Annotated in this window: 28 protein-coding genes; 11 read left to right on the forward strand and 17 right to left on the reverse strand. The window is 63.5% G+C overall.

All coding sequences use genetic code 11. The features are described from left to right. Nucleotides 1–107 precede the first annotated feature (107 nt). The 8 genes from hisG to AC0J42_RS26075 all read right to left on the reverse strand — a co-directional run bounded on the left by hisG (nucleotide 108) and on the right by AC0J42_RS26075 (nucleotide 5,539). A complete protein-coding gene (gene hisG / locus AC0J42_RS26040; protein WP_249671737.1) occupies nucleotides 108–743 on the reverse strand; it encodes an ATP phosphoribosyltransferase in 636 nt (211 codons plus the stop codon). 119 nt (nucleotides 744–862) lie between these two features. Further along, nucleotides 863–2,128 (reverse strand): UDP-N-acetylglucosamine 1-carboxyvinyltransferase, encoded by a 1,266-nt coding sequence (gene murA, locus AC0J42_RS26045; RefSeq protein WP_027976827.1) that lies wholly within the window; start codon nucleotides 2,126–2,128, stop codon nucleotides 863–865. Nucleotides 2,129–2,150: 22 nt separating this feature from the next. After that, nucleotides 2,151–2,390 carry a BolA family protein gene (locus tag AC0J42_RS26050; protein WP_027976826.1) on the reverse strand — a complete coding sequence of 80 codons (240 nt, stop codon included), beginning with the start codon at nucleotides 2,388–2,390 and terminating at the stop codon, nucleotides 2,151–2,153. 120 nt (nucleotides 2,391–2,510) lie between these two features. Next, nucleotides 2,511–2,816 (reverse strand): STAS domain-containing protein, encoded by a 306-nt coding sequence (locus AC0J42_RS26055; protein WP_416426865.1) that lies wholly within the window; start codon nucleotides 2,814–2,816, stop codon nucleotides 2,511–2,513. Beyond that, nucleotides 2,813–3,454, reverse strand: a complete 642-nt coding sequence (locus AC0J42_RS26060) for an MlaC/ttg2D family ABC transporter substrate-binding protein (RefSeq protein ID WP_416426866.1) — start codon at nucleotides 3,452–3,454, stop codon at nucleotides 2,813–2,815. Before AC0J42_RS26060 ends, AC0J42_RS26055 begins: the two co-directional genes overlap by 4 nt. Nucleotides 3,455–3,465: 11 nt before the next feature. Beyond that, the gene (gene mlaD, locus AC0J42_RS26065) at nucleotides 3,466–3,933 is read right to left on the reverse strand and encodes an outer membrane lipid asymmetry maintenance protein MlaD (protein WP_416426867.1); all 468 of its coding nucleotides are present in this window, start codon (nucleotides 3,931–3,933) and stop codon (nucleotides 3,466–3,468) included. After that, nucleotides 3,933–4,730 (reverse strand): lipid asymmetry maintenance ABC transporter permease subunit MlaE, encoded by a 798-nt coding sequence (gene mlaE / locus AC0J42_RS26070; RefSeq protein ID WP_416426868.1) that lies wholly within the window; start codon nucleotides 4,728–4,730, stop codon nucleotides 3,933–3,935. Before mlaE ends, mlaD begins: the two co-directional genes overlap by 1 nt. Beyond that, nucleotides 4,730–5,539: an ATP-binding cassette domain-containing protein gene (locus AC0J42_RS26075; RefSeq protein ID WP_473004452.1), complete on the reverse strand. Its 810-nt coding sequence runs from the start codon at nucleotides 5,537–5,539 to the stop codon at nucleotides 4,730–4,732. The genes mlaE and AC0J42_RS26075 overlap by 1 nt, the downstream gene beginning before the upstream one ends. Nucleotides 5,540–5,770: 231 nt before the next feature. Between AC0J42_RS26075 and AC0J42_RS26080 the strand changes: the two genes are divergently transcribed. From AC0J42_RS26080 to AC0J42_RS26125, 10 genes are all read left to right on the forward strand, one after another. Beyond that, nucleotides 5,771–6,745 (forward strand): KpsF/GutQ family sugar-phosphate isomerase, encoded by a 975-nt coding sequence (locus AC0J42_RS26080; protein WP_473004454.1) that lies wholly within the window; start codon nucleotides 5,771–5,773, stop codon nucleotides 6,743–6,745. Continuing rightward, nucleotides 6,745–7,269 (forward strand): KdsC family phosphatase, encoded by a 525-nt coding sequence (locus tag AC0J42_RS26085; RefSeq protein ID WP_473004455.1) that lies wholly within the window; start codon nucleotides 6,745–6,747, stop codon nucleotides 7,267–7,269. The genes AC0J42_RS26080 and AC0J42_RS26085 overlap by 1 nt, the downstream gene beginning before the upstream one ends. Before the next feature lie 8 nt (nucleotides 7,270–7,277). Then, complete coding sequence (gene lptC, locus AC0J42_RS26090; RefSeq protein WP_473004457.1) at nucleotides 7,278–7,850, forward strand: LPS export ABC transporter periplasmic protein LptC; 573 nt, start codon at nucleotides 7,278–7,280, stop codon at nucleotides 7,848–7,850. Further along, nucleotides 7,837–8,376, forward strand: coding sequence for a lipopolysaccharide transport periplasmic protein LptA (lptA, locus tag AC0J42_RS26095; protein WP_416426873.1), 540 nt, complete (start codon nucleotides 7,837–7,839; stop codon nucleotides 8,374–8,376). The genes lptC and lptA overlap by 14 nt, the downstream gene beginning before the upstream one ends. Then, nucleotides 8,376–9,101: an LPS export ABC transporter ATP-binding protein gene (lptB, locus tag AC0J42_RS26100; protein ID WP_416426874.1), complete on the forward strand. Its 726-nt coding sequence runs from the start codon at nucleotides 8,376–8,378 to the stop codon at nucleotides 9,099–9,101. The genes lptA and lptB overlap by 1 nt, the downstream gene beginning before the upstream one ends. A 171-nt stretch (nucleotides 9,102–9,272) precedes the next feature. Continuing rightward, the gene (locus tag AC0J42_RS26105; protein ID WP_416426875.1) at nucleotides 9,273–10,769 is read left to right on the forward strand and encodes an RNA polymerase factor sigma-54; all 1,497 of its coding nucleotides are present in this window, start codon (nucleotides 9,273–9,275) and stop codon (nucleotides 10,767–10,769) included. Nucleotides 10,770–10,880: 111 nt separating this feature from the next. Then, the gene (hpf, locus tag AC0J42_RS26110) at nucleotides 10,881–11,189 is read left to right on the forward strand and encodes a ribosome hibernation-promoting factor, HPF/YfiA family (RefSeq protein ID WP_416426876.1); all 309 of its coding nucleotides are present in this window, start codon (nucleotides 10,881–10,883) and stop codon (nucleotides 11,187–11,189) included. Between the two features lie 12 nt (nucleotides 11,190–11,201). Beyond that, nucleotides 11,202–11,666, forward strand: coding sequence for a PTS IIA-like nitrogen regulatory protein PtsN (ptsN, locus tag AC0J42_RS26115; protein ID WP_416426877.1), 465 nt, complete (start codon nucleotides 11,202–11,204; stop codon nucleotides 11,664–11,666). A gap of 2 nt (nucleotides 11,667–11,668) precedes the next feature. Further along, a complete protein-coding gene (rapZ, locus tag AC0J42_RS26120) occupies nucleotides 11,669–12,526 on the forward strand; it encodes an RNase adapter RapZ (protein ID WP_416426878.1) in 858 nt (285 codons plus the stop codon). 16 nt (nucleotides 12,527–12,542) lie between these two features. Then, on the forward strand, nucleotides 12,543–12,818 hold the full coding sequence (locus AC0J42_RS26125) for an HPr family phosphocarrier protein (protein WP_416426879.1): 276 nt from the start codon (nucleotides 12,543–12,545) through the stop codon (nucleotides 12,816–12,818). Between the two features lie 67 nt (nucleotides 12,819–12,885). Here the strand turns inward: AC0J42_RS26125 and AC0J42_RS26130 are convergent, their stop codons facing one another. The 7 genes from AC0J42_RS26130 to pmbA all read right to left on the reverse strand — a co-directional run bounded on the left by AC0J42_RS26130 (nucleotide 12,886) and on the right by pmbA (nucleotide 18,278). After that, complete coding sequence (locus AC0J42_RS26130) at nucleotides 12,886–13,191, reverse strand: XRE family transcriptional regulator (RefSeq protein ID WP_473004459.1); 306 nt, start codon at nucleotides 13,189–13,191, stop codon at nucleotides 12,886–12,888. Beyond that, nucleotides 13,184–13,549 carry a type II toxin-antitoxin system RelE/ParE family toxin gene (locus AC0J42_RS26135; protein ID WP_473004460.1) on the reverse strand — a complete coding sequence of 122 codons (366 nt, stop codon included), beginning with the start codon at nucleotides 13,547–13,549 and terminating at the stop codon, nucleotides 13,184–13,186. The genes AC0J42_RS26130 and AC0J42_RS26135 overlap by 8 nt, the downstream gene beginning before the upstream one ends. Nucleotides 13,550–13,892: 343 nt before the next feature. Continuing rightward, nucleotides 13,893–14,504: a superoxide dismutase gene (locus AC0J42_RS26140; RefSeq protein ID WP_473004461.1), complete on the reverse strand. Its 612-nt coding sequence runs from the start codon at nucleotides 14,502–14,504 to the stop codon at nucleotides 13,893–13,895. Nucleotide 14,505: 1 nt separating this feature from the next. Next, complete coding sequence (locus AC0J42_RS26145) at nucleotides 14,506–14,937, reverse strand: hypothetical protein (RefSeq protein WP_416426881.1); 432 nt, start codon at nucleotides 14,935–14,937, stop codon at nucleotides 14,506–14,508. 30 nt (nucleotides 14,938–14,967) lie between these two features. Continuing rightward, on the reverse strand, nucleotides 14,968–16,344 hold the full coding sequence (locus AC0J42_RS26150; protein ID WP_416426882.1) for a class II fumarate hydratase: 1,377 nt from the start codon (nucleotides 16,342–16,344) through the stop codon (nucleotides 14,968–14,970). Then, the gene (locus tag AC0J42_RS26155; protein WP_473004462.1) at nucleotides 16,337–16,732 is read right to left on the reverse strand and encodes a FagA protein; all 396 of its coding nucleotides are present in this window, start codon (nucleotides 16,730–16,732) and stop codon (nucleotides 16,337–16,339) included. Before AC0J42_RS26155 ends, AC0J42_RS26150 begins: the two co-directional genes overlap by 8 nt. Nucleotides 16,733–16,931: 199 nt before the next feature. Further along, the gene (gene pmbA / locus AC0J42_RS26160; RefSeq protein ID WP_416426884.1) at nucleotides 16,932–18,278 is read right to left on the reverse strand and encodes a metalloprotease PmbA; all 1,347 of its coding nucleotides are present in this window, start codon (nucleotides 18,276–18,278) and stop codon (nucleotides 16,932–16,934) included. A 109-nt stretch (nucleotides 18,279–18,387) separates the two neighbouring features. Here pmbA and yjgA point away from each other — a divergent pair, with 109 nt between their 5' ends. After that, on the forward strand, nucleotides 18,388–18,909 hold the full coding sequence (gene yjgA / locus AC0J42_RS26165; RefSeq protein ID WP_416426885.1) for a ribosome biogenesis factor YjgA: 522 nt from the start codon (nucleotides 18,388–18,390) through the stop codon (nucleotides 18,907–18,909). A gap of 97 nt (nucleotides 18,910–19,006) precedes the next feature. Here yjgA and tldD read toward each other — a convergent pair whose 3' ends face one another. Together tldD and AC0J42_RS26175 are read right to left on the reverse strand one after the other, a co-directional pair. Continuing rightward, nucleotides 19,007–20,449: a metalloprotease TldD gene (gene tldD / locus AC0J42_RS26170; protein ID WP_416426886.1), complete on the reverse strand. Its 1,443-nt coding sequence runs from the start codon at nucleotides 20,447–20,449 to the stop codon at nucleotides 19,007–19,009. Nucleotides 20,450–20,451: 2 nt separating this feature from the next. Further along, a complete protein-coding gene (locus AC0J42_RS26175; RefSeq protein ID WP_473004463.1) occupies nucleotides 20,452–21,303 on the reverse strand; it encodes a carbon-nitrogen hydrolase family protein in 852 nt (283 codons plus the stop codon). Between the last annotated feature and the right edge of the window lie 5 nt (nucleotides 21,304–21,308).

Here is a 21,308-nt window from a genome sequence, read left to right on the forward strand (position 1 = left end):
ATAGCAAATCTCAGGCGCCGCTAGACTACCAAGCCATCCGCGTGGGCACCTGAGAATTCTGGCTATGACACGGATAGATGGGCGCGGCTCAAGGCCGCGCGAGTGGATCAGCCGCGGTGTCGCGACTCCACAGCCTTGCGCAGGGTGTCGATCAGCGCCTGGATGCGGGCGTGCTGCATCTTCATGGACGCCTTGTTGACCACCAGGCGCGAGCTGATGGTGGCGATCAGCTCCTGGGGTTCCAGGCCGTTGGCCCGCAGGGTGTTGCCGGTGTCGACGACGTCGATGATCTTGTCGGCCAGGCCGATCAGCGGGGCCAGCTCCATGGAGCCGTACAGCTTGATGATGTCGACCTGGCGGCCCTGTTCGGCGTAGTAGCGCTTGGCAACGTTGACGAACTTGGTGGCCACGCGCAGGCGGCCCTTGGGCTCGACGGCACCGATGGCGCCGGCGGTCATCAGCTTGCACTTGGCAATCTGCAGGTCCAGCGGCTCGTACAGGCCCTGGCCGGTGTATTCCATCAGCACATCCTTGCCCGCCACGCCGAGGTCGGCGGCGCCATGCTCGACATAGGTCGGCACGTCGGTGGCACGCACGATCAGCAGGCGCACGTCGTCCTGGGTCGTGGGGATGATCAGCTTGCGGCTCTTATCCGGATTCTCGGTCGGCACGATGCCCGCCTCTGCCAGCAATGGCAGGGTGTCATCGAGAATGCGGCCCTTGGACAGCGCGATGGTCAACATGGAAAACGTCTTTCCTTAATCAGGATTGTGCCCGGTCGCAAACGGCGCCGGGCCACTGCCAGGCCCACAAGGCCTGGCTGGACAGATTCATGGGGCGCGTCCCTGCGCCCGGTAGCAGGTTAGCCCGGCACGCGACGGATCTTCGCGCCCAGCATCTGCAGTTTTTCCTCGATGCACTCGTAACCACGGTCGATGTGGTAGATGCGGTCGATCAGGGTATCACCCTCGGCCACCAGGGCCGAGATCACCAGGCTGGCCGAGGCGCGCAGGTCGGTCGCCATCACTGGCGCGCCCTTGAGCTTCTCGGTACCGGTAACGATGGCGGTGTTGCCCTCGACCTGGATGTGCGCGCCCATGCGGTGCATTTCATACACGTGCATGAAGCGGTTCTCGAAGATGGTCTCGATGACCGCGCCGGTGCCTTCGGCAATGGCGTTCAGGGAGATGAACTGCGCTTGCATGTCGGTCGGGAACGCCGGGTACGGCGCGGTGCGCACGTTGACGGCCTTCGGACGCTTGCCATGCATGTTCAGCTCGATCCAGTCCTCGCCCACGGTGATCTCGGCGCCCGATTCCTTCAGCTTCTCAAGTACCGCTTCGAGAATGGTAGGGTCGGTGTCCTTGACCTTCACGCGGCCGCCGGTGGCGGCTGCGGCCACCAGGTAGGTGCCAGTCTCGATACGGTCCGGCATCACCTTGTAGGTGGCCGAGTCCAGGCGCTTCACGCCATCGATGGTGATGGTGTCGGTGCCGGCGCCGTGGATCTTGGCACCCATGGCGATCAGGAAGTTGGCCAGGTCGACCACTTCAGGCTCGCGCGCGGCGTTCTGCAGCACGCTGCGGCCGTTGGCCAGGGCAGCGGCCATCATGATGTTCTCGGTACCGGTCACGCTGACGGTGTCGAAGAAGAAGTTGGCACCACGCAGGCCGCCTTCCGGCGCCTTGGCCTTGATGTAGCCGCCTTCCACGTCGATGACCGCGCCCATGGCTTCCAGGCCACGGATGTGCAGGTCGACCGGACGCGAGCCGATGGCGCAACCGCCAGGCAGGGCGACTTCGGCTTCACCGAAACGGGCGACCATGGGGCCCAGCACCAGGATCGAGGCGCGCATGGTTTTCACCAGCTCGTACGGTGCGACCAGGGTCTTGATGGTGCGTGGGTCGATTTCGACCGACAGTTTCTCGTCGATCACCGGCTCGATGCCCATGCGACCGAATAGCTCGATCATCGTGGTGATGTCGTGCAGGTGTGGCAGGTTGGCAACGGTTACCGGGCCATCGGCCAGCAGCGTGGCGGCCAGGATCGGCAGGGCAGAGTTCTTCGCCCCGGAAATGCGGATTTCGCCATCAAGACGAACGCCGCCAGTAATAATCAGTTTGTCCATAAGAATCTCGACGCCCTCAGGCTCAGGTGCGCTCAGCCCAGGCTGCGCTGCTGAAAAATTTCATTGTGACCGCATGGATGCTGCCATCGACGATCCAGGGATTGAGATGAGCATAGATCTGCTGCTGACGCTTGACCGGACTCAAGGCGGCCAGCTCGTCACTGATCACGTTCAATTGGAAGTTGCAGCCTTCGCCTTCAACTTCGACCTGGACATTTGCCAGCTGTGCTTCAAGGAAGCTTTTAACTTCTACGGCCTGCATGCTCAACCTCGATCGGCGCCCTGTGCGCGCGGGTCGGCCATCATACAAAAAAAGCCCCTCGCCTGCGAACCCTGGTTGCAAGGACTCGGACGGAGGGGCTTGTTCATTGTGCCTGAATGTTCACGCGGCCGACAAAATACCGCTCACCTGGCACACTTCGGCGATCTGTTGCATGTCGCGCGGCAAGCCCCGGATAGCCAGGGTCTTGCCGGCGGCGATGGCGTCGCGCTGCAGGCACAGCAGCAGGGAAAGCCCCACGCTGCTGGACTTGAGCACGCCCGAACAGTCGAGCACCAGGGCATTGCCGGGGCTGGCCTTGACCAGCTTCTGGCCCTGGTTGCGCAGGGCCTTGCCGGTGCTGTAGTCCAGCACGCCGGTCAACAGCAGCTCGCCGCCAGCGCCTTGGCTGATGGCTGCTTCAGTCATTGCGCAGCACCCGTGCCCTTCTCGGCCTTGGCCTTGGCCACTTCGCCAGCCCAGCCGTCGATGGTCTTGTCCAGGTTGTTGCCGTTGCGCTGCATGGCATCGGCGAACTGGTCACGGAACAGCTTGCCCAGGTTGATGCCGTTGACGATGACGTTACGCACTTTCCATTCGCCGTTCAGCTTGACCAGGGTGTACTGGACCGGATAGACCGCGCCGCTGTCGCCCTTGACGGTCATGTCGACGCTGGTACGGTCGCCCTCGTCGCCCTTGGCCGGGCCGACGGTGATGCCCTGGTTGTTGTATTCGAGCAGTGCATTGCCATAGAACTGCATCAGGCCCTTCTTGAAGTTCTCTTCAAAACGGGTGATCTGTGCAGGGGTGGCGCCCTTCGAGTACTTGACGGTCATGATGCTCTTGGAAATGCCTTCCGCATCGACAGCCGGGCCGATGATGTTGTTCAAGGCGTCATAGAACTTGGTCGGATCCGCCTTGTACTGGGCCTTGTTCGCCGCCAGGTCTGCCAGCAGTTCCTTGGTGGTGCGATCCACCAGGTCATGGGCGGACTGGTCGGCAGCATTGGCCAACAGCGGCACACAGGCCAACAGCACCAGCAGGCCACGTCGCAGGATGGACATCATGGAGTAACTCCTCATTTGGCGTCTTTGTTAACGGTATTGAGCAGGAATTTGCCGATCAGGTCTTCCAGTACAAGGGACGACTGGGTGTCGTGAATGGTTCCGCCGTCCTTGAGCAGGGTGTCTTCACCGCCCACGCTCAGGCCGATGTATTTCTCGCCCAGCAGGCCAGCCGTCAGGATAGATGCAGTGGAGTCGGTCGGCAGGTTATTCACCTTCTTGTCGATCTGCATGGTGACGCGGCCGGTGAAGGTGTCACGGTCCAGGTCGATGGCGGTGACCTTGCCCACGGTGACGCCGGCCATGGTGACCTTGGCGCGCACGGTCAGGCCGGCGATGTTGTCGAAGTTGGCGTACAGCTTGTAGGTATCGTTGGCGGCGCTGGTGGACAGGCCGCTGACGCGAAGGGCCAGCAGAATCAGTGCCAGAATCCCGGCCAGCAGAAACATGCCGACACCGATTTCCAGGGTGCGGTTTTGCATCAGAAATCTCCAAACATCAAAGCGGTCAGAATAAAGTCCAGGCCCAGGATGGCCAGCGAGGCATACACCACGGTCTTGGTGGTGGCGCGGCTGATGCCTTCGGAAGTCGGGTCGCAGTCGTAGCCCTGGAACACGGCGATCCAGGTCACCACGAACGCGAACACCAGGCTCTTGACCACGCCGTTGAGGACGTCGTCGGTGAAATTGACGCTGTTCTGCATGTTGGCCCAGAACGAGCCGTCATACACACCCAGCCAGTCGATGGCCACCCACGAGCCGCCCCAGATGCCCACGACGCTGAAGATCATGGCCAGGATAGGCAAGGAAATGAAGCCTGCCCACAGGCGCGGCGCAGCGATGTACTTGAGCGGGTCGACGCCGATCATTTCCAGGCTCGACAGCTGCTCGGTGGACTTCATGTTGCCGATCTCGGCCGTCAGCGCGGAGCCCGCGCGGCCGGCGAACAGCAAGGCGGTGACCACCGGCCCCAGCTCGCGCAGCAGGGTCAGGGCGACCATCTGCCCCACGGCCTGCTCGGAACCGTACTTGGTGAGAATGCTGAAGCCCTGCAGGGCCAGCACCATGCCGATGAACATGCCCGACACGACGATGATCAGCAGCGACATCACGCCGACCGAATACAGCTGCTTGACCAGCAGCTGGAAGCCACCGCCCACGCCACGACGCCCGACCAGCGCATGCATCAGGAACAGCCCGGAACGCCCCAGCACCGCCAGCATGTCGATGGCCGCGCGGCCGAACAGGCGAATGCGCTCCAGTAGTGATTTCTTGCGCATCAGCGCGTCCCCAGAAGATCGGCGCGGTAGTCCGGCGCCGGGAAATGGAAAGGAACCGGCCCATCGGGGTCGCCTTTCATGAATTGGCGAATGCGAGGATTGTCGGCCGCCATCAGTTCCTGCGGCGTGCCCTGCCCCAGCACCTGCCCGTCGCCCACCACATAGATGTAGTCGGCGATGCTGGCGGTTTCGGCCAGGTCATGGGAGACCACGATGCTGGTAATGCCCAGGGCATCGTTGAGCAGGCGGATCAGGCGCACCAGCACGCCCATGGCGATAGGGTCCTGGCCGACGAATGGTTCGTCGTACATGAGGATCTGCGGGTCCATGGCAATGGCGCGGGCCAGGGCCACGCGACGCTTCATGCCACCGGACAGCTCGTCGGGCATCAGTTCCACGGCACCGCGCAGGCCAACGGCCTGCAGCTTGAGCAGGACGATGTCGCGGATCATTTCCTCGGGCAGGTCGGTGTGCACCCGCAGCGGGAACGCCACGTTCTCGAACACGTCGAGGTCGGTGAACAGAGCGCCGCTCTGGAACAGTACGCCCATGTGCTTGCGGGCGTCGAACAGGTCGCTGCGCGACAGGGCCGGCAGGTTCTGGCCATTGACCCAGACCTCGCCACCACTGGGGCGCAACTGCGCGCCCATCAGGCGCAGCAGGGTTGTCTTGCCGCAGCCGGAAGGTCCCATGATACCGGTGACCTTGCCTCTTGGAATGCGGATATCGACATTGTTGAAGATACTCCGCGAACCGCGCTTGAAGGACACACCCTTCAGCTCGACCGCGTAGTCATTATCGGCACTCATCTAAACTCCTTGCGATGCAGCCTGTCCTCGGACGCTTTCCCCCGTCGCGAAGACACGCGCGCTTCTGGCGGGCCAACTGGCGGCGAACTATATCACCCCAGACACACGCGCCCCAAGGCCGTTCCAAAAGCGAATAGGCAACAAGACATTTAATGGATGACGATCGAACGTGAGGGTTTCGATCAATACGGCTATAATCGCCGCCTTTTCATCAGGCAATACGTTTCCGACATGAGCCAATCCAGCGACCTGATCCAATCGGCACAGCGCACCATCCGCCTTGAACTCGAGGCGGTAGAGGGCTTGCTGGCCCATATTGATGCCGACTTCGTCCGCGCCTGCGAAATGATCCTCGCCAGCAAGGGCCGCGTCGTCGTGGTCGGCATGGGCAAGTCAGGGCATATCGGCAACAAGATCGCTGCGACCCTGGCCAGCACCGGCACCACGGCGTTTTTCGTGCACCCGGCCGAGGCCAGCCACGGCGACATGGGCATGATCACTCGCGATGACATCATCCTGGCCCTGTCCAACTCCGGCTCCACGGCCGAGATCGTCACCCTGCTGCCGCTGATCAAGCGCCTGGGCATCCAGCTCATCAGCATGACCGGCAACCCCGACTCGCCGCTGGCCAAGGCCGCCGAGGTCAACCTGGACGCCCGCGTGGCCCACGAGGCCTGCCCGCTGAACCTGGCGCCCACCTCCTCCACCACCGCGGCTCTGGTGCTGGGCGACGCCCTGGCCATCGCCCTGCTGGAGGCCCGCGGCTTCACCGCCGAGGACTTCGCCTTCTCGCACCCCGGTGGCGCCCTGGGCCGCCGCCTGCTGCTCAAGGTGGAGAACGTGATGCATGCCGGCGAGGAACTGCCGCAGGTGGTTCGCGGCACGCTGCTCAAGGATGCGCTGATGGAAATGACCCGCAAGGGGCTGGGCATGACCGTGGTCCTTGAAGAGGATGGCCGCCTGGCCGGGATATTCACCGACGGCGACCTGCGCCGCACCCTGGACCGCACCATCGACGTGCACAGCGCGCGCATCGAGGAAGTGATGACGCCCCACGGCAAGACCGCCCGCGCCGAGATGCTCGCCGCCGAGGCCCTGAAGATCATGGAAGACCACAAGATCAGCGCGCTGGTGGTGGTCGACAAGCAGGACCGCCCGGTTGGCGCCCTGAACATGCACGACCTGCTGCGCGCCGGAGTAATGTGATGACCCAGCACCTGTTGCAACGCGGCCAGGCCGTGAAACTGGCGGTGTTTGACGTGGACGGCGTGCTGACCGACGGCCGCCTGTACTTCTGCGAAGACGGCAGCGAGATCAAGACGTTCAGCACCCTGGACGGCCAGGGCATCAAGATGCTGATCAACTCGGGCGTGGCCACGGCGATCATCACCGGGCGCAAGAACCCGATCGTCGAGCGCCGGGCCAAGAGCCTGGGCATCGCCCACCTGTACCAGGGCCGCGAAGACAAATTGGTGGCACTGGACGACCTTCTGGCGCAACTGGGCCTAAGCTATGAACAGGTAGCCTACCTGGGCGACGACCTGCCAGACCTGGCCCCCATCCGCCGCGTCGGCCTGGGCATGGCCGTGGCCAACGCCGTGCCGTTCGTGCGCGAGCACGCCGACGGCGTGACCCAGGCCCGTGGCGGCGAAGGCGCTGCCCGCGAGTTCTGCGAGCTGATCCTGCGCGCCCAAGGCAACCTCGAAGCGGCCCTGGCCGCCTATTTATAGAGTTTCCCATGCCGAGTAAAAAACTGCGCAATCTCCTGTTGTTCTGTGTCGTCGTGGCGATCTTCGTCTCCGTCGGCTACTGGAACATCAACCCGGACACCTTCCTCGACAAGCCTGCGGCTGCTGTCGACGAAAGTGCCATCGACTATTACGCCATCAACGCCCACGCTGTGCAGTTCCTGCCTGACGGCGGCGTGCAGTACCGCATGACCGGTGACAAGGTCGAGCACCTGCAGGCCAGCCAGGTCACCAAGGTGACCAACCCGGACATGAACCTGTACCGCGGCACCGTGTACCCCTGGCACGTGACCAGCGACCACGGCGAAGTGAACCCCGACGGTACCCAGGTCGAGCTGATCGACAACGTCCGCGTGGCCCGCACCGACCAGAAAAACCGTCCTACCCTGATTACCACCACGCGCATGACGGTATTCCCACAACAGCAATATGCGCAGACTGACCGAGACGTTAGAATCGACGGCGCCGGTGGCGTCTCGACGGGCACGGGCATGAAGGCATATTTGAAAGACAGCAAGATCAACTTGCTGTCAAACGTAAGAGGACTGTATGAGGCTCGCTAAAACCCTCCCTTTATTGCTCTCCCTGGGCTCTGCACTGGGGAGCGCTGGCGCCTGGGCACTGCCTACGGATCGCGACCAGCCGATCCACATCCAGTCCGACGACGCACAACTGGATGACAAGCAGGGCGTGGCCGTCTACAAGGGCAACGTCATCATCACCCAGGGCACCATGAAGATCACCGGCAACACCGTGACCATCACCCGCAACGCCCAGGGCGACGTCGACACCTTCACCTCGGTGGGCAACCTGGCCTACTACGAGCAGAAGCCGGCGATCGACAAGCCCATCGTCCAGGGCTACGGCAAGACCATCCAGTATTTCTCGGCGCAGAACCGCATCATCCTGATCGACCAGGCCAAGGTGGTGAACGACGGCAACACGTCCGAAGGCGAGAAGATCGTCTATGACACCGTCAAGCAGGTGGTGAACGCCGGCCGCGCCACGGGCGCCAAGGTCACGCCACGACCACGCATCGACATGGTCATCCAGCCGAAAAGCAAAACCGACCAGCAGCAGGGCAAGTAATGGCTATCCTCAAAGCCCAGCACCTGGCCAAAGCCTACAAGGGCCGGCAAGTGGTGCGTGACGTCAGCATGTCCATCGAAAGTGGGCAGATCGTCGGCCTCCTGGGGCCTAACGGCGCCGGCAAGACCACCTGCTTCTACATGATCGTCGGCCTGGTGCGCGCCGATCAGGGCCGCGTGCTGATCGACGACCTGGACGTGAGCCACCAGCCCATGCACGGTCGTGCTCGCTCGGGCATCGGCTACCTGCCGCAGGAAGCCTCGATCTTCCGCAAGCTGTCGGTCTCCGACAACATCATGGCCATCCTGGAAACCCGCCCGGAGCTGGACAAGGCCGGCCGCGTGAAGGAGCTGGAAAGCCTGCTGCAGGAGTTCCACATCACGCACATCCGCGACAACCTGGGCATGAGCCTGTCGGGCGGCGAGCGGCGCCGGGTGGAAATTGCCCGCGCGCTGGCGACCGCGCCCAAGTTCATCCTGCTGGACGAACCCTTTGCCGGTGTCGACCCGATCTCGGTCGGCGACATCAAGCAGATCATCCACCACCTCAAGAACAAGGGCATCGGCGTGTTGATCACCGACCACAACGTTCGCGAGACCCTGGATATCTGTGAAACCGCTTACATCGTCAACGATGGCCAGCTGATCGCCGAAGGCGATGCCGAGACCATCCTGGCAAACCAACTGGTGAAAGAGGTTTACCTCGGCCACGAGTTCCGCCTGTAACGGCGAGGTGTTTGGCTGGTTGCCCGGGGCGCGCCGCGAATTAATTGCGGTGTCGCTCTAGGCAAACACTTCGGTTTCAGGCATATAATTTGCTTACGACAAAAGCCGAGAGCCTCGGCGCCCGTAGTGGATGGCGCTTTGCGCCGGCGAATAAGGTGTTAAGCCCCTGCCATGAAACCATCGCTCGTCCTAAGAATGGGCCAGCAACTGACGATGACACCGCAGTTGCAACAGGCCATCCGCCTCCTCCAGCTCTCCACCCTGGACCTCCAACAGGAAATCCAGGAGGCCCTGGAATCCAATCCGATGCTCGAACGCCAGGAAGAAGGCGACGACTTCGACAACAGCGACCCCATGGCCGACAAGGCCGAGCAACAGGTCACCCCGGAAATCCAGGAGCCCAGCTACCAGGAAACCTCCGCCCCCACCGTCGACAACCTCGAAGACGGCGAGTGGAGCGAGCGCATTCCCAACGAGCTTCCCGTCGACACCGCCTGGGAAGACATCTACCAGACCAGCGCCAGCAGCCTGCCCAGCAACGATGACGACGAATGGGACTTCACCACCCGCACGTCGGCCGGCGAAAGCCTGCAGAGCCATCTGCTGTGGCAACTCAACCTGGCGCCCATGTCCGACACCGATCGCCTGATCGCGGTCACCCTGATCGACTGCATCAACAACCAGGGCTACCTGGACGAGACGCTGCAGGAGATCTGCGACTCCTTCGACCCGGAACTGGACATCGAGCTGGACGAAGTGGAAGCCGTGCTGCACCGCATCCAGCAGTTCGAGCCCGCCGGCATCGGCGCCCGCGACCTCAGCGAATGCCTGCTGCTGCAACTGCGCCAGATGCCCCCACGCACGCCGTGGCTCAGTGAGGCCCAGCGCCTGGTGGCCGACTACATCGACCTGCTGGGCAGCCGCGACTACAGCCAGCTGATGCGCCGCATGAAGCTCAAGGAAGACGAGCTGCGCCAGGTCATTGAACTGGTGCAAAGCCTCAACCCGCGCCCTGGCTCGCAGATCGAGTCCAGCGAAGCCGAGTACGTGGTGCCCGACGTCATCGTGCGCAAGGACAACGAGCGCTGGCTGGTGGAGCTGAACCAGGAAGCCGTACCGCGCCTGCGCGTCAACCCGCAGTACGCCGGCTTCGTGCGCCGCGCCGACACCAGCGCCGACAACACCTTCATGCGCAACCAGTTGCAGGAGGCGCGCTGGTTCATCAAGAGCCTGCAGAGCCGCAACGAGACCCTGATGAAGGTCGCCAGCCAGATCGTCGAGCACCAGCGCGGTTTCCTCGACTACGGCGACGAGGCCATGAAGCCGCTGGTGCTGCACGACATCGCCGAGGCGGTGGGCATGCACGAGTCGACCATTTCGCGGGTGACCACGCAGAAATACATGCACACCCCGCGCGGCATCTACGAGCTGAAATACTTTTTCTCCAGCCACGTCAGCACCTCCGAGGGCGGAGAATGCTCGTCCACGGCGATCCGCGCGATCATCAAGAAACTGGTTGCCGCGGAAAATCAGAAAAAGCCATTGAGTGACAGCAAGATCGCTGGTTTACTGGAGGCACAAGGCATCCAGGTAGCCCGCCGCACTGTCGCCAAGTACCGTGAATCCCTAGGGATCGCGCCGTCCAGCGAACGCAAGCGGCTGATGTGAATCCTGGCAGCGCCAAGGCGCTGCCAGTGGGCTTGCCGGATGTGCCACAGCGTTCCAGTGGCAGGTTAACCAACCTGTCTCTTTATGCACTGGCAATAAGGAGAAAGCGGTATGCAAGTCAACATCAGTGGACATCAACTGGTTGTGACCGACGCCATGCGCACTTACATCGGTGAGAAACTCGACCGATTGGAGCGCCATTTCGACAAGATCACCAACGTGCAGGTCATCATGGAGGTCGAGAAGCTGAAACAGAAAATCGAGGCCACCCTGCGCGTACCCGGTGGCGAAGTCGTGGCAAACGCGGAACATGATGACATGTACGCGGCCATCGACCTGCTGACCGACAAGCTCGACCGCCAACTCAAAAAGCATAAGGAAAAACAGCAGAGTCTGCTGCAAGGCCAGACCGCCCGCTGACACTCCCCCCTCATGATCCGACTTGAAAACATCCTGACCCCCGGCCGTTCCCTCGTGAACGCGCCGGGCGGCAGCAAGAAGAAAGTACTCGAACACATCGCCACCCTCATCGCCCGGGAAGTCCCGGGCCTTGAGATGCAGGTAGTGTTCGAAAGCCTGGTCGCCCGCGAAAAACTGGGCTCGACCGGTTTTGGCAACGGTATTGCCATCCCCCATTGCCGCCTGGTTGGCTGCACCACGCCGATCAGCGCCCTGCTGCACCTGGAGAACAAGATCGACTACGACGCCATCGACGGCGCCCCGGTCGACCTGGTCTTCGTGCTCCTGGTCCCCCAGGAGGCGACCAATGAACACCTGGCGTTGCTGAGCCAGATCGCCGGCATGCTCGACCGCGCCGACGTGCGCGAGCGCCTGCGCTCGGCGAAAAGCAGCGATGCCCTCTATCAGGTTGTGCTGGACGAACAGAAAGGTCATTGACCATGCGCCTGATCATCGTCAGCGGCCGCTCCGGCTCGGGCAAAAGCACCGCGCTGGACGTGCTGGAAGACAACGGTTTCTACTGCATCGACAACCTGCCGGCCGGCCTGCTGCCGGAATTGGCCGAGCGCGCCCTGATCCGCACCGAGCTGGCCCAGCCGCTGGTAGCCGTGTCCATCGATGCGCGCAACCTGCCCAGCGACCTGTCGCGTTTTCCGCAACTGCTGCAGGAAGCCCGCGACAAGCACATCCAGTGCGACGTGCTGTACCTGGACGCCGACGAAGAAACCCTGCTCAAGCGCTTCTCCGAGACCCGCCGCCGCCACCCGCTGAGCAACGCCAGCCGTTCGCTGGCCGAAGCCATCCGGGTGGAAACCGACCTGCTCAGCCCGATCGCCGACCTGGCTGACCTGAAGATCAACACCACCCACCTGAACCTGTACCAGCTGCGCGACTCGCTCAAGCTGCGCCTGCTGAACAAGCCGGAGCCGGGCACCGCGTTCCTGGTGGAGTCATTTGGTTTCAAGCGTGGCATGCCGGTGGACGCCGACCTGGTGTTCGACGTGCGCTGCCTGCCCAACCCCTATTGGAAGCCGGAACTTCGCGACCATTCAGGCCTGGAGCAACCGGTCATCGACTACCTGGCCGCGCAGCCCGACGTCGAGGAGATGTACCAGGACATCTCAAGCTACCTGCTCAAGTGGTTGCCGCGCTTCGCCGCCAGCAACCGCGCCTACGTCACCATTGCCATCGGCTGCACCGGCGGGCACCATCGCTCGGTCTACCTGACCGAACGCCTTGGCCAGGCCCTGCAGCAGACGCTCAAGAATGTCCAGGTTCGCCACCGCGACCTCAGTTGAAAGGATCCCCACCGCGATGCCTGCTCGTGAAATCGAAATCATCAACAAGCTTGGCCTGCACGCCCGCGCGGCCGCCAAGTTCGTCGGCGTCGCCGGCCGCTTCGGCAACTGCCAGGTCCGCATCGGCCGCAACGCCGACAGCATGATCGACGGCAAGAGCATCATGGCCGTCATGATGCTGGCCGCCGGCAAAGGTACCCAGGTGTACCTGTCCACCGAAGGCGAGGAACAGGACGAAGCCATGGCGGCGATCGTCGAGCTGATCAACAACAAGTTCGACGAAGGCGAATGACCGCCCTGCCACAACAAAAAGCCCGGCCAAGTGCCGGGCTTTTTGTTGGGGGGGGCAAACGCGGATGTCAACTCGCGAAATTATCGATCCTTACCTGCCCATCCGGGAAGGTTGCGATAATGTCCAACTCCCCTCCCATCGCCCGGATGTAATTTCGCAGCGTACTGATGTACATATCGGTTCGGCGCTCCATTTTCGAAATAGCCGCCTGGTTGACCTGGAGCGCCTGCGCAAGCGCGGCTTGACTCAACGCCTTGGCCTGGCGCAGTTCATGCAGCGGCATTTCCCGCAGGTGCTGCTGAAAAAGCGCTTCTGCGTTAGCTTGTGATTCTTGCGGCATAGCCGCTTCCAGATCCGAGAATTTCCTAGCCATTATCCATGCCCTCGTCACGAAGGTTTTCAAGGTGCTCATCATAGAGCCGTTCTGCCAGAGGGACGAATATCCGGTACCAACGCTCGTTCCCCTTCTTGTTCCCCCCCAATAGCAACAATGCAGTCCTTCTAGGATCGAACGCGTAAAGCACCCGAATGGGGAAGCCCTTGTGCTGTATTCGAAGCTCGCGAAGGTTCCCCCGGCGAGACCCTTTGATATTGCTGCTATGGGGAAAACCAAGCAGCGGCCCTAACGTTCTCAGTAGCTTGACACTGGCCGCTACAGACTCTTGCTCGCCTGCCTGGAGTTCCTGCCACCACACCTCGAACGTAGCGGTATGTTCGACATCCCAGCTCATCGTTTATTATTCCTCCTGAGGAATATAACCTCAAGGGAATAATCTCACTATTCAGCCTTCACCCCTAAATGCTGAATCATGAGATTTTGTGACCGCCCCCCCAACAAAAAGCCCGGCCAAGTGCCGGGCTTTTTGTTACCTACCACACCCCCGTAGCAGCGGCCACCAGGCCGCGTCCCGGGGCAACCCGTTACAGCAGGTACACCGCGGACGCGGCCTGGCGGCCGCTGCTACAGGAGTGGCGCGAAGCGCGCCAGGGCTTCGGCGATGATGATGGCCGCGCCCGCCAACAGCAGGGCGCTGCCCAGGATCAGCCGCAGCCGGGTCAGCAGCAGGCGCCGATTCAAGCCAGCGCTGCCTTGTAGCGCCGCTCTACCTCGGCCCAGTTGACCACGTTGTAGAAGGCATTGATGTATTCAGGGCGACGGTTCTGGTACTTCAGGTAGTAGGCGTGTTCCCACACGTCCAGGCCCAGGATCGGCGTGTTGCCGTGCATCAGCGGGCTGTCCTGGTTGCCGCTGCTTTCCACCACCAGTTGCTTCTGCGGGGTCACGCTCAGCCATGCCCAGCCGCTGCCAAAGCGGGTCAGCGCTGCCTTGGTGAAGGCCTCCTTGAAGGCATCGAAACCGCCCAACTGCTTGTCAATGGCTTCAGCCACGCTGCCTTGGGGCTGGCCGCCGCCCTTGGGCGCCATCACGTCCCAGAACAGCGAGTGGTTAGCGTGCCCGCCACCCTGGTTGACCACCGCCGGCTGCAACTTCTCGGGCAACTGCTTGACGCTGCCGACCAGCTTGTCGATCGGCCACTCGGCGTACTCGGTGCCTTCGACGGCGGCGTTGAGGTTGTTGATGTAGGTCTGATGGTGCTTGGTGTAGTGGATTTCCATGGTGGCCGCGTCGATGTGCGGTTCCAGGGCATCGTAGGCGTAGGGCAGCGCAGGCAAGGTATAGGGCATTTCAATGGACTCCGTGTTGGGGGGCCGCGCGGCCCCGGGTTTCCTGGCCGAACAACAGCCGGCTGGTGCGCGGGTATTCGCCGTATTCGCTGATGAAGGCCAGCAACTCGGCGTAGGTCTTGCTGCTGTGGCGCAGCGCTGCCTCACGCAGCGCCGGGGTAAGGCGCGGGTCCTGGGCGGCCTGCAACAGGCGCTGGTGGATGGCGCACAGGTACTCGGCGCTCTCCTCCGGCTGCATCAGGCGCAGGTGCAGGTCGGCCAGGTTGTGATGGGAAATCACGCACGCCGCCACCGCTTCGTCGACATCCGCCCAGCGTTCGAACAGCACCTGGGCCAGCGCGAGGGCCTGCAGGTACAACTCCCGCGCATCGACCAAGTCACCGCGGGCGAAGCAGGCGTTGGCCATTTCGATGGTGCGTTTCCAGTGCTGCATGGTGTGCCTCCGAAGCGATAGAACAGCGGCTCAGATGCCGCCGGCGGTGAGCTTTTCCGGGTCCAGCAGGGTTTCCAGCTGGCTGCGTGACAGGTCCGTGTGCTCCAGCGCCACATCAATGATCGGGCGGCCTTCCTTGTAAGCGGTCTTGGCGATTTCGGCGGCCTTTTGGTAGCCGATGATCGGGTTCAGCGCGGTGACCAGGATCGGGTTGCGCGACAGCGCTTCCTTGAGCTTGGCTTCGTTGACCTTGAAGCTGGCAATGGCCTTGTCGGCCAGCAGGCGGCTGGCGTTGGCCATCAGCTCGATGCTCGACAGCAGGTTTTGCGCGACGATGGGCAGCATCACGTTGAGCTCGAAGTTGCCCGACTGGCCGGCGATGGCGATGGTGGTGTCATTGCCGATGACCTGGGCCGCGACCATTGCAGTGGCCTCCGGAATCACCGGGTTGACCTTGCCCGGCATGATCGAGGAGCCCGGCTGCAGGCCTTCCAGCTCGATCTCGCCCAGGCCTGCCAACGGGCCGGAGTTCATCCAGCGCAGGTCGTTGGCGATCTTCATCAGCGACACGGCCGCGCCTTTCAGCTGGCCGGACACGGCCACGGCGGTGTCCTGGGAGCCAATCAGGGCGAACAGGTTCTGGCCCTGGGTGAACTCCACGCCGGTCAACAGGCTCAGCTGGTGGCTGAAACGCTTGGCGAACTGTGGGTGCGCGTTGATCCCGGTGCCTACCGCCGTGCCACCCTGGGCCAGCGATTGCAGGCTGGGCAACAGGCCGCGCAGGTGGCCGATGTTGGCGCGGATCTGCGCCGCCCAGCCGTTGAGCACCTGGCTCATGCGCACCGGCATGGCGTCCATCAGGTGAGTGCGGCCGGTCTTCACGTAGGCATGCACCTGCCCGGCTTTTTGCTCGATCACCTGCACCAGGTGCTCCAGCGCCGGCAGCAGTTGCTCGTGCAGCGCCAGGGCGGCGCTGACGTGAATGGTGGTGGGGATGATGTCGTTGCTGCTCTGGCCACAGTTGACGTGATCGTTGGCATTAACCGTGGCGCCCAGGCGACGGGTGGCCAGGGTGGCGATCACTTCGTTGGCGTTCATGTTCGAGCTGGTGCCCGAGCCGGTCTGGAAGATGTCCACCGGGAAGTGCTGCATGAAGTCTTCGGCCAGCAGCTGCTGGCAGGCCTGGACGATGGCGTCGCCCTGGGCGGCGCTGATCTGCTCGAGCTCGACATTGGCCTTGGCCGCGGCAGCCTTGGCCAGCACCAGCGCGCGAATGAACTGGGTGGGCATGGGTTGCCCGCTGATCGGGAAGTTGTTCACCGCGCGCTGGGTCTGGGCGCCGTACAGGGCCGCCTCCGGCACCTGCAGTTCGCCCATGCTGTCACGCTCGATTCGGGTATTACTCATCGGGATGTCCTTGCAGCAGATCGGAAAAGGAAATCGATGGCAGCAGCGTGCACACGGCCAGTTGCCGGCCATGCTGGTGCCACAGTTGCAGGTGTTCGGGGGTGCGCGCGGCCAGGCGCATGTCGCGTAGCGGGCGGTAGGCCTGGTCCAGGCACAGGCAGCGCCAGTGCCACGGCAGGGCCGGGTCGGTGGCGGTGTCCAGCAGCAGGCGGAAGCAGGTGCGGGCCACGGTCCAGGCCGAGGCGGCGCCACAACTGATGAGGAAACGGCCTTCGGCCATGTAGTCCTCGATGATGCGCGGGTCGTTCGGCGTCAATGCGCAGCGGATCTGCCGGCTTAACCAGCGCCAGTTTTCCAGGTAGGACTGCTCTTGAACGGCGGACTTCATCGACGCGGCCTCATGGCGATAATGATATTTATTATTAATTGATATTGAGAATCAAAACAAGCACAAACAAAAAAGGCGTGACGCCCTAAAGCGTCACGCCTTTGCTCGAATCCCCGTAGCAGCTGCCGAAGGCTGCGTCAGGGGGCAACACCGCATCGCCTGTAGACGCGGCCTGCGGCCGCTGCTACGGGGGTAAGGATCAGCTGCCGGCCACGGTCATGCGTTCGATCAGCACGGAACCGGTGCGCACATTGCTGCGCAGCTCCAGGTCGCTGCCAACGGCGACGATCTGGCGGAACATGTCCTTCATGTTGCCGGCAATGGTCACTTCCTGCACGGGGAACTGGATCTCGCCATTCTCGACCCAGAAACCCGCCGCGCCACGGGAATAGTCACCGGTCACCATGTTCAGGCCATGGCCCATCAGCTCGGTCACCAGCAGGCCGCGGCCCATCTGCTTGATCAGCGCAGCCTGGTCTTGGTCGCCATGGGTGACGAACAGGTTGTGCACGCCGCCGGCGTTGGCGGTGCTCGGCATGCCCAGCTTGCGGCCCGAGTAGGTGCTGAGCACGTAAGACACCAACCGGCCGTTTTCGACGAACGGCTTGGCATAGGTGGCTAGGCCGTCGCCGTCGAACGCGGCGCTGCCCAGGGCACGCTGCAGGTGCGGACGCTCGTCCAGGGTCAGCCACTCGGGGAACAGGGTCTGGCCCATGGCGCCTTCCAGGAACGACGACTTGCGGTACAGGTTGCCGCCGCTCACGGCCGACAGGAAGCTGCCGAACAGCCCGCCCGCCAGCTCGGCGCTGAACAGCACCGGCACTTCGCAGGTAGGCACCGGGCGTGCACCCAGGCGACCGGCGGCACGTTGCGCGGCGCGCTGGCCGATCAGCGCCGGGTCCTGCAGCAGCTCACCCTGGCGGTTGACGTCATACCAGTAGTCGCGCTGCATCTGGCCATCTGCCTCGGCAATCATCACGCAGCTGAGGCTGTGGCGGGTCGAGGCGTAGCCACCGATGAAACCGTGGCTGTTGCCGTACACGCGGCAGCCCTGATGGCTGCTGAGGGTGGTGCCATCTGCGTTGAGAATGCGTGGATCAGCGTCGAACGCCGCGGCTTCGCACGCCAAGGCGCGCTCGATGGCCTGCTCCGGGCTGATGTCCCAGGCGTGGTACAGGTCGAAGTCCGGCTGCTCGCGCGCCATCAGGGCGGCGTCGGCCAGGCCCGAGGCTTCGTCTTCGGAGGTGTGCTTGGCAATGGCCAGGGCCGCCGCCACGGTTTCGCGAATGGCGTCCGGGCCGCTGGCCGAAGTGCTGGCCGAGCCCTTGCGCTGGCCCACGTACAGGGTGATGCCAAAGCCCTGGTCGCGGTTGAACTCCACGGTTTCCACTTCGCGCTGGCGCACCGAGGTCGACAGCCCCTGCTCCAGCGACACCGCCACTTCACAGGCGCTGGCGCCCTGGCGCTTGGCTTCGGCGACGATCTGCTCGACCTGTTCCTGCAGGGCCGGCAGTGCCGCGGGACCGACGCTTTGAATTGCGTTCATGGTGTTCTCCACTCAAATTCTGCTGTCATCAGGGGGTCAAGCTACGACCGGGCCGGACAAGCGGCCCCTGACTGGTTATCATGGCGGCGTTTATTAGCGGACTGCCCCCATGGTTGATTCTTACGACGACTCCCTCGACGAGGGAAAAAGCAAATCTCAGGTCAAACGCGAGCTGCACGCGCTGGTTGACCTCGGTGAGCGCCTGACCACACTCAAGGCCGATGTACTGGCCAAGCTGCCCCTGACCGACGGTTTGCGCCGTGCCCTGGCCGACGCGCCAAAGCACACCGCGAACATCGCGCGCAAGCGGCACATCCTGTTCATTGGCCGGCTGATGCGCGACCAGGACACTGATGCGATCCTGCAACTGCTCGATCAACTCGATGCCTCCACGCGCCAGTACAACGAGCGTTTCCACAACCTGGAGCGCTGGCGCGACCGTCTGGTCTCGGGCACCGACGAGGTGCTGGAGAAATTCGTTGGCGAATACCCCGACGCCGACCGCCAGCACCTGCGCCAGCTGATCCGCCAGGCCCAGCACGAGACCGCGCAGAACAAACCGCCAGCGGCCACGCGTAAAATCTTCAAGTACATCCGCGAGCTGGACGAAGTGCAGCGCGGCTTGCGCTGATCATTCGACCGCCAGCTGTTGTGGGAACTGGCTTGCCAGCGAGCTTCTGAGCACCCGAAAAGCTCGCTGGCAAGCCAGCTCCCACAACATGTTTCACTTAAGCGCCTGTGCCACCCACGGTAATCGCGTCAATCTTCAGCGTCGGCTGGCCAACGCCCACCGGCACCGACTGCCCGTCCTTCCCGCACGTACCCACGCCGCTGTCCAGCGACAGGTCGTTGCCGACCATCGATACCTTGCTCATGGCCTCAGGGCCGTTGCCGATCAGTGTTGCGCCCTTCACCGGGGCGGTGATCTTGCCGTCCTCGATCAGGTACGCCTCGCTGGTGGAGAACACGAACTTGCCGCTGGTGATGTCCACCTGGCCGCCGCCCAGGTTGGCGCAGTAGATACCGCGTTTCACCGAAGCGATGATTTCTGCCGGGTCGCTTTGGCCGCCCAGCATGTAGGTGTTGGTCATGCGCGGCATGGGCAGGTGCGCGTAGGATTCGCGACGGCCGTTGCCGGTGGCGGCCATGCCCATCAGGCGGGCGTTGAGCTTGTCCTGCATGTAGCCGGTGAGCACGCCGTTCTCGATCAGCGTGGTGCACTGGGTAGGCGTGCCTTCATCGTCCACGCTCAGCGAGCCGCGGCGGCCGGCCAGGGTGCCGTCGTCGACGATGGTGCACAGCTTGGAGGCGACCATCTCGCCCAGGCGGCCGCTGTAGTTGGAGCTGCCCTTGCGGTTGAAGTCGCCTTCCAGGCCGTGGCCCACGGCTTCGTGCAGCAGCACGCCGGACCAACCCGAACCCAGCACCACGGGCAAGGTACCCGCCGGCGCCGGAATGGCTTCCAGGTTCACCAGCGCCTGGCGCAGGGCCTCGCGGGCGTAGCCCATGGCGCGGTCGTCCTGCAGGAAGTAGCGGTAGTCGGTACGCCCGCCACCACCGTGGCCGCCACGCTCGCGGCGGCCGTTCTGCTCGACGATGACGCTGACGTTGAAGCGCACCAGCGGCCGTACGTCGGCGGCCAGGCTGCCATCGGCGGCGGCCACCAGGATGCGCTCCCACACGCCGGCCATGCTCACGCTGACCTGCTGGATGCGCGGGTCGAGGGCACGGGTAGCGACGTCGATGCGCTTGAGCAGCTCGACCTTCTCGGCGCGGCTCAGCACGTCCAGGGGGTTATCCGGGGCGTATAGCTGCGCCACGTCCTGGCTGGTGAACGCCTGCACGCGGCCGTTCTGGCCGGCGCGGGAGATCGAGCGGGCGGCGCGGGCGGCCTGCAGCAGGGCGTCCTGGTTGATGGTGTTGCTGTAGGCAAAGCCGGTCTTCTCTCCGGACTGGGCGCGCACGCCCACGCCCTGGTCGAGGTTGAAGCTGCCTTCCTTGACGATGCCGTCTTCCAACGACCACGACTCGGAAATCTGCCCCTGGAAATACAGGTCGGCAGCGTCGATGCCCGGCCCCGCGAGTTCGCCCAGCACCGACTGCAGGCTGTCCAGGGTCAAGCCGCCGGGGGCCAGCAGGTGTTCGCTGACGGTGGATAACATCTCGCTCATAATCACTCCGCGATAGACGCAGGCCGCGTGGCGCCCTGCGAGAAAAAGCGCCGGTGACTGGCCACCGGCATCCGCGCCCGTATGGACGCCTGTTCGCTGCTGTCCCGTTCGGCCAGCAGCACGGCTTCGCCTTGATCACGCTGGGCGACGATGCGCCCCCAGGGATCGACGATGGCCGCGTGCCCGTAGGTCTCGCGCGGCCCTGGATGAGTACCGCCCTGGGCCGCCGCCAGGACGTAGCATTGGGTCTCGATGGCGCGCGCCCGGATCAACACGTCCCAGTGCGCAGCGCCGGTCACCGCGGTAAACGCCGACGGTGCGGTAATCAGTTCGGCGCCGGCCTTGCGCAGTTCGCTGTACAGCTCGGGGAAGCGCAGGTCGTAGCACACGCTCAAGCCCAGGCGCCCCACCGGCGTGTCGGCTACCACTACCTCCTGCCCATGAGCATAGTCGTCCGACTCACGGTAGCGGCCGCGGCTGTCCGCCACGTCGACGTCGAACAGGTGCAGCTTGTCGTAGCGCGCCACTTCCTGGCCCTGGGCGTCGATCAGTAGCGAACAGGCGCGCACCTTCGCGTCGGGCTGCCCTTGCGGCGGCAACGGCAGCGTGCCGGCCACTATCCATAAGTTGAGGTCACGGGCCGTCTGTTTCAACCAGGGCAGGATCGGCCCCCGACCAAGGGCTTCGTCGCGGCCGATTTCAGCGCTGTCGCGGCGGCCCAGGGCGGAGAAGTTTTCCGGCAGCACCGCAAGCTTCGCACCACCGGCGGCGGCTTGCTCCAACAGGCGACGGGCGCTGGCCAGGTTGGCCAGCACGTCGCTCTGGCTGACCATCTGAATCACTGCCAAAGACATGGGGA

It is taken from the genome of Pseudomonas sp. Tav-5-1A (assembly GCF_055755055.1).